Annotated in this window: 9 protein-coding genes; 3 read left to right on the plus strand and 6 right to left on the minus strand. The window is 58.9% G+C overall.

The window, feature by feature from the left end:
* The first annotated feature begins 5 nt into the window (after positions 1-5).
* The 3 genes from nuoN (at position 6) to QMX86_RS10490 (ending at position 2,627) form a co-directional block, all read left to right on the plus strand.
* Complete coding sequence (nuoN, locus tag QMX86_RS10480; RefSeq protein WP_024013420.1) at positions 6-1,469, plus strand: NADH-quinone oxidoreductase subunit NuoN; 1,464 nt, start codon at positions 6-8, stop codon at positions 1,467-1,469.
* Between the two features lie 352 nt (positions 1,470-1,821).
* Positions 1,822-2,253: a type II toxin-antitoxin system prevent-host-death family antitoxin gene (locus tag QMX86_RS10485; protein WP_163032913.1), complete on the plus strand. Its 432-nt coding sequence runs from the start codon at positions 1,822-1,824 to the stop codon at positions 2,251-2,253.
* Positions 2,250-2,627: a type II toxin-antitoxin system VapC family toxin gene (locus QMX86_RS10490; RefSeq protein ID WP_110645494.1), complete on the plus strand. Its 378-nt coding sequence runs from the start codon at positions 2,250-2,252 to the stop codon at positions 2,625-2,627. Before QMX86_RS10485 ends, QMX86_RS10490 begins: the two co-directional genes overlap by 4 nt.
* Before the next feature lie 203 nt (positions 2,628-2,830).
* On the opposite strand, the gene QMX86_RS10495 is transcribed toward QMX86_RS10490, so the two are convergent.
* The 6 genes from QMX86_RS10495 to QMX86_RS10520 are packed head-to-tail and all read right to left on the minus strand — an operon-like array spanning position 2,831 to position 8,783.
* A complete protein-coding gene (locus QMX86_RS10495; protein WP_016775286.1) occupies positions 2,831-4,573 on the minus strand; it encodes an ABC transporter substrate-binding protein in 1,743 nt (580 codons plus the stop codon).
* Between the two features lie 47 nt (positions 4,574-4,620).
* On the minus strand, positions 4,621-4,893 hold the full coding sequence (locus QMX86_RS10500; protein WP_038861868.1) for a DUF2160 domain-containing protein: 273 nt from the start codon (positions 4,891-4,893) through the stop codon (positions 4,621-4,623).
* A gap of 10 nt (positions 4,894-4,903) precedes the next feature.
* Positions 4,904-5,704, minus strand: coding sequence for a carbohydrate ABC transporter permease (locus tag QMX86_RS10505; RefSeq protein ID WP_041477086.1), 801 nt, complete (start codon positions 5,702-5,704; stop codon positions 4,904-4,906).
* Positions 5,705-5,713: 9 nt separating this feature from the next.
* A complete protein-coding gene (locus QMX86_RS10510) occupies positions 5,714-6,580 on the minus strand; it encodes a sugar ABC transporter permease (RefSeq protein ID WP_007912484.1) in 867 nt (288 codons plus the stop codon).
* A complete protein-coding gene (locus QMX86_RS10515; protein ID WP_073471307.1) occupies positions 6,577-7,689 on the minus strand; it encodes an ABC transporter ATP-binding protein in 1,113 nt (370 codons plus the stop codon). The genes QMX86_RS10510 and QMX86_RS10515 overlap by 4 nt, the downstream gene beginning before the upstream one ends.
* Complete coding sequence (locus QMX86_RS10520; RefSeq protein ID WP_016775291.1) at positions 7,689-8,783, minus strand: ABC transporter ATP-binding protein; 1,095 nt, start codon at positions 8,781-8,783, stop codon at positions 7,689-7,691. Before QMX86_RS10520 ends, QMX86_RS10515 begins: the two co-directional genes overlap by 1 nt.
* Positions 8,784-9,071: the final 288 nt, after the last annotated feature.

Genomic DNA, 9,071 nt, shown 5'->3' on the forward strand with positions numbered 1-9,071 from the left:
GCGCTATGGAATTCACGATTCAACACTTTATTGCGCTTGCGCCACTGTTGATCACCAGCCTCACCATTATCGTGGTGATGCTGGCAATCGCCTGGCGCCGCAACCACTCGCAGACCTTCCTGATTTCGGTGGCGGGTCTGAACCTGGCCCTGCTGTCGATCCTGCCTGCGTTGAAAGTCGCGCCTCTGGCCGTGACCCCATTGCTGCAAATCGATGCCTTCGCCTGCCTGTACATGGCGATGATCCTGGTCGCCACCCTCGCCTGCGTCACCCTTGCCCACGCCTATCTGGGTGATGGCGGTTCGGGTTACCCGGGCAACCGCGAAGAACTGTATCTGCTGATCCTGATGGCCGCCGCCGGTGGTCTGGTCCTGGTCAGCGCGCAGCACCTGGCCGGGTTGTTTATCGGTCTGGAACTGCTCTCGGTACCGGTCTACGGTCTGGTGGCTTACGCCTTCTTCAACAAGCGTTCGCTGGAAGCCGGCATCAAGTACATGGTGCTGTCGGCCGCCGGTTCCGCGTTCCTGCTGTTCGGTATGGCGCTGCTCTACGCCGACGCCGGTTCGCTGAGCTTCGTCGGCATCGGTCAGGCCCTGGCCGCGACTGGCCTGCCAAGCCCGCTGGCGCAACTGGGCCTGGGCATGATGCTCATCGGTCTGGCGTTCAAGCTGTCGCTGGTACCGTTCCACCTGTGGACGCCGGACGTCTACGAAGGTGCACCGGCACCGGTGGCGGCGTTCCTCGCTACCGCTTCGAAGGTCGCAGTGTTTGCGGTGATGGTGCGTCTGTTCCAGCTCTCCCCTGCTGCCAGCAGTGGTGTGCTGAGCGATGTGCTCAGCGTTATCGCGGTCGCCTCGATCCTGTTCGGTAACCTGCTGGCCCTGACCCAGAGCAACCTCAAGCGTCTGCTCGGTTACTCGTCCATTGCGCACTTCGGCTATCTGCTGATCGCATTGGTGGCGAGCAAGGGTCTGGCGGTGGAAGCCATCGGCGTCTATCTGGTGACTTATGTCATCACCAGCCTCGGCGCGTTCGGCGTGATCACCCTGATGTCGTCGCCGTACAACGGCCGCGACGCCGACGCCCTGTACGAGTACCGCGGCCTGTTCTGGCGCCGTCCGTACCTGACCGCCGTGCTCACCGTGATGATGCTGTCCCTGGCCGGCATCCCGCTGACCGCCGGCTTCATCGGCAAGTTCTACATCATCGCCAGCGGCGTCGAAACGCGTCAGTGGTGGCTGGTCGGCGCACTGGTACTGGGCAGCGCCATCGGCGTTTTCTACTACCTGCGCGTGATGGTCACCCTGTACCTGATCGAGCCTAACCTGCGTCGCCACGACGCCCAGCTGCACTGGGAACAGAAGGCAGGCGGCGTGATGCTGCTGGCCATCGCCCTGGTCGCATTCTTCCTGGGCGTATACCCGCAGCCATTGCTGGTGCTGGTACAACAGGCGGGTCTGGCGGGCTGATTGCTCGGCTAATCTGGCTGGAAATGAAAACGGCACCTTCGGGTGCCGTTTTTTGTTTGTAGCAGAAGTCGATATCGCCGGCGTTTGTGCAAGCGTCATCGCGGGCAAGCCCGCTCCCACAGGTGTGTGTGTGGCTCATAGCATCCGGGTGCATCGCTCCTGCAGTCTCGTGTACTGCCTGGGTTCTGGATACAGCATGAAAGCGTTTTGTACGATATTTTACCGGCCCACTCGCATCCTTATACAAACTCCGAAAGCTCTCTCCTTAACCTCCGTTTCGTCCTACAGCCAACCCCGGAGAACAGTTCTAAGGTAGGTGCCCTGGCAGGTGGATATTGAATCGAGGCGGGTAATGAAACGAGATATCTTTTGTGAGTTGATGGAGGGTGTCGATGCTTTGGCTGCCCAGCGACAATGCAATGTTGCGCAACTGCACTATCAGCGCAGGTCGACGGATAGGACGCTTGGCTGCACGGAGCATTGGCGCGACTTTGCAGCGCTGAAATATTCTGGCTATATTTATCCAGAATACAGAGGTGAGCTGATGATCATCGTTCCGCTGGCTGAGGCCAAAAACAATTTATCGAAACTCGTCGATGATGCCGCTGCTGGCCAAGTCATCACGATTGCCAAGCATGGGCGGGCGATGGCTCGTCTTGTTCCGATAGGGAGATCCAGCGCACAGCGCATTGGCGCGATGAAGGGCAAACTCGTACTGCCCCAAGATTTCGACTCACCTCTTTCCGACGAAATATTGGATGCATTTGAAGGCACGCAGGCATGAGGCTTCTGCTTGACACGCATATTCTGCTCTGGACGCTAAGTGATGATGCCAGACTGACCACCAAAGCCAGAAAAATCATTGAAAATGCAGCTGATATCTACGTGAGCGCGGCAACATTCTGGGAAATGGCGATCAAGGTCGGACTTGGAAAGCTGAATGTCGACCTAGAAGAAATCCGTCAATATTGCATTGATAGCGGGTTTATTGAATTGCCAGTGAGCGCAGAACACGCGATTGCGGTGAAAGATCTTGAACACCATCACCGGGATCCGTTTGACCGCATTATTGTGGCCACAGCAATGACCGAGCCGATGAAGCTGCTCACGGCTGATCCTTTGGTGGCTCAGTACACCGATCTGGCCGTTCTGGTCTGACCCGGCGGTGGCAAGTCAGTCGACATCATTGTGTTTTGCACATCGCTTTCGCGAGCAGGCTCGCTCACACAATGGATAGGTCTGCTCAAAACATCCGATGACACCTTAGGTCCTGTGAGAGCGAGCCTGCTCGCGAAAGCCGCAGATCAGGCAGCAAAAAAAACGGCACCTTCCGGTGCCGTTCGCTTCTCACATTTCCAACATCACTTGCGCGCATCCGCCCAGGATTTCAGCAGTTCGCTATAGCTCACGGTTTCGCCCTTCGGCTTCTCGTTGGCCAGTTTCGGCTTCGGTGCGCCCGGTTGATCGAACCAGTATTGCGCATCGCGTTCCGGGTTCATTTTTGGTGCGCAAGTGGCCTGGGCCTTGGAGCGCTCGAGGCGTTCCATGATGCGGTCCTGATCCTTGGCCAGGCCATCAAGCGCTTGTTGCGGTGTTTTCTCGCCGCTGGCCGCTTCGGCGATATGGCTCCACCACAGCTGAGCGAGACGTGGATAGTCGGGCACGTTGGTGCCGGTCGGCGACCATTGCACACGGGCCGGGCTGCGATAGAACTCGACCAGACCACCGAGTTTCGGCGCCAGATCGGTCATGGCCTGCGAGTTGATGTCCGACTCGCGAATAGGTGTCAGACCGACAATGGTTTTCTTCAGCGAAACAGTTTTCGACGTGACGAACTGCGCGTACAGCCACGCCGCGAGTTTCTGTTTCTCAGGCGTGGATTTCATGAACGTCCACGACCCCACATCCTGATAGCCGAGCTTCATGCCTTCTTCCCAATACGGGCCTTTAGGCGACGGCGCCATGCGCCATTTCGGCGTGCCGTCGGCGTTGACCACCGGCAGGCCGGGTTTGGTCATGTCGGCGGTGAACGCGGTGTACCAAAAGATCTGCTGGGCAATGTTGCCCTGCGACGGCACCGGGCCGGACTCGGAGAAAGTCATGCCGGCCGCTTCCGGTGGCGCGTATTTCTTCAGCCAGTCGACGTATTTGGTGGTGGCAAACACGGCCGCCGGGCCGTTGGTGTCGCCGCCACGGGTCACGCTTGAACCGACGGGATGACAGTCCTCGACGCGGATGCCCCACTCGTCCACCGGCAAACCGTTGGGCAGTCCCTTGTCACCGCCACCGGCCATGGAGAACCAGGCGTCGGTGAAGCGCCAGCCCAGCGACGGGTCTTTTTTGCCGTAATCCATGTGGCCGTAGACGCGTTTGCCGTCGATTTCCTTGACGTCTTCGCTGAAGAATTTGGCGATGTCTTCATAGGCCGACCAGTTCACTGGCACGCCCAACTCGTAACCGTACTTCTCCTTGAACTTGGCTTTCAGATCAGCGCGCTCGAACCAGTCGGCACGGAACCAGTACAGGTTGGCGAATTGCTGGTCGGGCAGTTGATAGATCTTGCCGTCCGGCGCAGTAGTGAAGGAAATGCCGATGAAGTCCTTGATGTCGAGAGTTGGCGAGGTGAAATTCTTGCCTTCGTTGGCCATCAGGTCGGTGATCGATTCGGTCTTGCCGTAGCGAAAGTGCGTGCCGATCAGGTCAGAGTCGTTGACCCAGCCGTCGTAGATGTTCTTGTCCGACTGCATCACCGTCTGCATTTTCTCGACCACGTCGCCTTCCTGCAGCAGGTCGTGGGTAAGTTTGATCCCGGTGATTTCGCTGAAGGCCTTGGCCAGCACCTTGGACTCGTATTCGTGGGTGGTCAGGGTCTCGGAAACGACCTTGATGTCCATGCCGCGAAACGGCTCGGCGGCCTTGATGAACCACTTCAGTTCTTCGAGCTGCTGTTCGGCCGTCAGGGTCGAGGGCTTGAACTCGCTGCCGATCCATTTTTTTGCAGCATCTTCGTAGGCGTCGGCCCAGGCAGATGCGCTCAAACCGCTGAGTGCCAGCATGGCTGCCAATGAAATGCTATGTCGCAGCTTATTGTTTTTATCGAACATAGAGACCTCCTGTTTAAGTTGTGGAGCCGCGTTGCCGAACGATTCGACTAGCCCCAACGCATCACAGCCAACAGCCACACCAAGGACAACGCGGACGCCACCCAGATGCTCCAGTCGGTGACGCCGATTACCAGCAAATGCAGGTAGGCGCTGCCGAGAAGACCGATAAACAAGCGATCGCCACGGGTGGTGGCAATCGGCAGAAACCCGCGCCGCAGAATGCTCGGCGAGCGCAATTCCCAGGTGGTCATGCCCACCAGAATCAGACCGATGCCGATGAAGAACGCGGCGGTCGGTGTCGTCCAGCTCATCCATTCCATCATCAGCTCCTCAGACTCGACCGAGGGCAAAGCCCTTGGCCACGTGGTTGCGCACAAACCAGATCACCAGCATGCCCGGCAGGATGGTCAACACCCCCGCTGCTGCCAGCACGCCCCAATCGATCCCCGATGCCGACACCGTGCGCGTCATCACAGCCGCAATCGGCTTGGCGTTGACCGAGGTCAGCGTGCGCGCCAGCAGCAGTTCGACCCAGGAAAACATGAAGCAGAAAAACGCCGTGACGCCGATACCGGAGCCGATCAACGGGATGAAAATCTTCACGAAGAACTTGGGGAAACTGTAGCCGTCGATGTAGGCCGTTTCGTCGATCTCCTTGGGCACGCCGGACATGAAACCTTCGAGAATCCACACCGCCAGCGGCACGTTGAACAAGCAGTGCGCCAAGGCCACGGCGATGTGCGTGTCGAACAGGCCGATCGACGAATACAACTGAAAGAACGGCAGCAAAAACACCGCCGGCGGCGCCATGCGGTTGGTCAGCAGCCAGAAGAACAGATGCTTGTCGCCGAGGAAACGATAGCGTGAAAACGCGTAAGCCGCCGGTAACGCGACGCTCAGGGAAATCACCGTGTTGAGGCTGACGTAATACAGCGAGTTCAGATAGCCGGTGTACCAACTCGGATCAGTGAAGATCACCTTGTAGTTCGCCAGCGTGAATTCCTGTGGGAAAAGCGTCAGGCCGCCGAGGATTTCGGTGTTGCTCTTGAACGACATGTTCAGCAGCCAGTAGATCGGCACCAGCAGGAACAGGATGTACACCAGCAATGGAATAAGCTTTCTCTTGCTCATGGCCGGGCCTCAGCGGTTGGCGTCGGAGTGCGTCATGGCGGTATAGAACAGCCAGGACACCAACAGGATGATCAGGAAGTACACCAGCGAAAACGCCGCTGCCGGACCGAGGTCGAATTGCCCTACAGCCATCTGCGTCAACGTCTGACTCAAGAAGGTCGTGGCATTGCCCGGCCCGCCGCCGGTGAGCACGAACGGCTCGGTGTAGATCATGAAACTGTCCATGAAGCGCAGCATCACCGCGATCAGCAGCACGCTTTTCAGCTTGGGCAACTGAATGTGGCGGAACACCGCCCAGGCCGAGGCGCGGTCGATGCGCGCGGCCTGGTAATAGACGTCGGGAATTGCTCGCAAACCGGAGAAACACAGCAGCGCGACCAGTGAAGTCCAGTGCCAGACGTCCATCACCAGCACCGTCACCCAGGCGTCCATGGTGTTGGCCGCGTAGTTGTAGCTGATGCCCATCGCGTTGAGGCTGGAACCGAGCAGGCCGATGTCGGCGCGGCCGAAGATCTGCCAAATGGTGCCGACCACGTTCCACGGAATCAGCAGCGGAATCGCCAGAATGATCAGCACCACCGAGGACCAGCGGCCCTTGGTCGGCATGGTCAGCGCGACGGCGATGCCCAGCGGGATTTCAATCAGCAGCACGCAGGCGGAATAGATGAACTGGCGCAGCAGCGAGTCGTGCAGACGCGGATCAAGCAACACTTGCTTGTACCAGTCAGCACCAACGAAGTAGCGGCTGGACTGGTCGAAGATGTCCTGCACCGAATAGTTGACCACGGTCATCATCGGGATCACCGCACTGAACGCCACCAGCAGGAACACCGGCAACACCAGCCACCAGGCCTTGTTGTTCTGCACTTTGTTCATGGCTGCGCCTCCTCGTCGCTGACTTCCAGGAGAAATTCGTCGGCATAGACCATCAGCCATTGCGCCGGGAAGCTGATGTAAGCCGTGCCCTGAGGCACCGGTTTGTCTTCAGCCAGACGCACCTTCAACGGTGCGCCGTCGAGGTTGAGGGTCATGATCTTGTAGGTGCCGAGGTCTTCGACGTGTACGACTTCGGCCTGCATCGCGTCGTCAAACGGCTCGTCCCACACATGAATGAACTCGGGGCGGATGCCGACCTTGAGATTTTTCCACTGGCCGTGCTCGATATGGCGCTGCAAGGCGTCGGATAACGGCAGGTGCGTTGAGGCGAAACCGACGCCACCGGGCTGCGGCTGCACCTCGATCAGATTCATCCCCGGGCTGCCGATGAAATAGCCGACAAAGGTGTGGCTCGGCCGCTCGAACAATTCCCGTGGTGTACCGAACTGGACGATCTGACCGCCGTACATCACCGCGATCTTGTCAGCGAAGGTCGAGGCTTCCAGTTGATCGTGGGTGACGTAGACCATGGTGATGTTGAACTGCTCGTGGATCTGCTTGAGCTTGCGCCGCAGCTTCCACTTCAGGTGCGGGTCGATCACCGTCAGCGGCTCATCGAAGAGGATTGCCGAGACGTCGTCGCGCACCAGGCCACGGCCCATGGAGACTTTCTGCTTTTCGTCGGCGGTGAGATTGCGCGCTTTCTTGCTCAGCAGATTCTGCAGATCGAGCACTTCGGCAATTTCCTGCACCTTGCTGTGCACTTTCGCCTCGGCCATGCCCTGATTACGCAGCGGGAAAGCGAGGTTGTCGAACACGGTCATGGTGTCGTAGACCACCGGAAACTGGAAAACCTGGGCGATGTTGCGCTTCTCCGGCGTGAGGTCGTTGACCGCTTTGCCGTCAAACAACACGTGGCCCTGGGACGGGCTGAGCAGGCCGGAAATGATGTTGAGCAAGGTCGACTTGCCGCAACCGGACGGGCCGAGCAAGGCGTAGGCGCCGCCCTGCTCCCAGACGTGATCCATCTCGCGGATCGCGTAATCCTCCGCGCCGCTCGGGGTTTTGCTGTAGCTGTGGGCGAGGTGCTGCAAACGGATTTCGGCCATCAGGCAACCCTCGCGACACGCCGGCCCGGTGCTTGCACCAGACGGCCCTGCGCATCGAAAACGAACAGTTTGTGGGTCGGGATATAGATGCGGATCGGCGCATCGACGTCGTATTCGTGAACCCCGGGCAAGTGCAGCACCAGCAGGAAATGCTCGTTGCGCACATGCAGGAAGGTTTCCGAACCGCTGATTTCGGCGACCTCGACGGTCACGGCCAGTTCGAGATCATCATCGTTGCTCGGCACCAGCGAGATATGACTCGGGCGCACGCCGAAGCGGAACTCGCCCTCGCCTACCGGGCGCAGATCGACGTTCAGCGGGAAGTGGACGAAGTTGGCAAAGCTGACTTCGTTGCCGGCAATGCGTCCCGGCATGAGGTTGATCGGCGGCTCGGAGAACAATTCAGCGGCGAGCACCGATTGCGGCTGGTGATAGACCTCGGTCGACGGCCCGCTCTGGATCACCCGACCTTCGTGCAGGATGGTGGTGGTGCCGCCGAGGGCCAGCGCTTCGTTGGGCTCGGTGGTGGCGTAGATGGCGATGGTGTGGCGGGCCTTGAACAGCTCGCGCATTTCCTGACGCAGCTCTTCGCGCAGCTTGTAGTCGAGGTTGACCAGCGGCTCGTCGAAGAGGATCAGTTCAGCATCCTTGACCAGCGCGCGGGCCATGGCCGTGCGCTGTTGCTGCCCGCCGGACAGCTCCAGCGGATAGCGCTGCAAGAACTTCTCGATGCGCAGCATGCGTGCGGTTTCCTGCACCTTGCTGTGGATGATCTCTTTCGAAATACCGGCCTGGCGCAGTGGCGAGGCGATGTTCTCGAACACGGTCATGGTCGGGTAATTGATGAACTGCTGATAGACCATCGACACGTTGCGCAGCCGCACCGGGCGCTGGGTAACGTCGACGCCGTTCATCAGCACGCGGCCGCTGTCGGGCTTGTCGAGGCCGGCCATCAGGCGCATGAGGCTGGTCTTGCCGGACAGGGTGCGCCCGAGCAGAACGTTGAAGGATCCGGGTTCGAATTTCAGGCACGCATCGTCGATCCAGATCTGGCCCTCGACGGTACGGCTGACGTGCTCCAGGGTGAGTGACATGGCTCGGCCTTTGTTATTTTTGGAGTCAAGCGACCGGAGCAACAGAGCGACATTCGTGCCAGAAATGGCAAGTGCTTGATTTGTCTTGAGAAGCAGTGTTCACGGGGGCAAGCGGCGTTCACAGCTGAACACTTTTGAACAGTCGGAGTGATTGACAATGAACAATAGTGAACAACACTCTATGCACGCTTTTGCCCAATCCTGAATGCAAAATGGATCCCCTGTGGGAGCGAGCCTGCTCGCGAAAGCGGTGTGTCATTCAATGAGTGCATTGACTGATCCGACGCT

This window comes from Pseudomonas sp. PS01270 (assembly GCF_029959775.1).
Taxonomy (GTDB): domain Bacteria; phylum Pseudomonadota; class Gammaproteobacteria; order Pseudomonadales; family Pseudomonadaceae; genus Aquipseudomonas; species Aquipseudomonas atacamensis.

Coding starts and splice junctions, on each gene's coding strand:
- QMX86_RS10505 (WP_041477086.1), bottom strand. CDS start 5,704: ATGAGCAAGAGAAAGCTTATTCCATTGCTGGTGTACATCCTGTTCCTG.
- QMX86_RS10500 (WP_038861868.1), bottom strand. CDS start 4,893: ATGGAATGGATGAGCTGGACGACACCGACCGCCGCGTTCTTCATCGGC.
- QMX86_RS10520 (WP_016775291.1), bottom strand. CDS start 8,783: ATGTCACTCACCCTGGAGCACGTCAGCCGTACCGTCGAGGGCCAGATC.
- QMX86_RS10510 (WP_007912484.1), bottom strand. CDS start 6,580: ATGAACAAAGTGCAGAACAACAAGGCCTGGTGGCTGGTGTTGCCGGTG.
- QMX86_RS10485 (WP_163032913.1), top strand. CDS start 1,822: ATGAAACGAGATATCTTTTGTGAGTTGATGGAGGGTGTCGATGCTTTG.
- QMX86_RS10490 (WP_110645494.1), top strand. CDS start 2,250: ATGAGGCTTCTGCTTGACACGCATATTCTGCTCTGGACGCTAAGTGAT.
- QMX86_RS10515 (WP_073471307.1), bottom strand. CDS start 7,689: ATGGCCGAAATCCGTTTGCAGCACCTCGCCCACAGCTACAGCAAAACC.
- nuoN (WP_024013420.1), top strand. CDS start 6: ATGGAATTCACGATTCAACACTTTATTGCGCTTGCGCCACTGTTGATC.
- QMX86_RS10495 (WP_016775286.1), bottom strand. CDS start 4,573: ATGTTCGATAAAAACAATAAGCTGCGACATAGCATTTCATTGGCAGCC.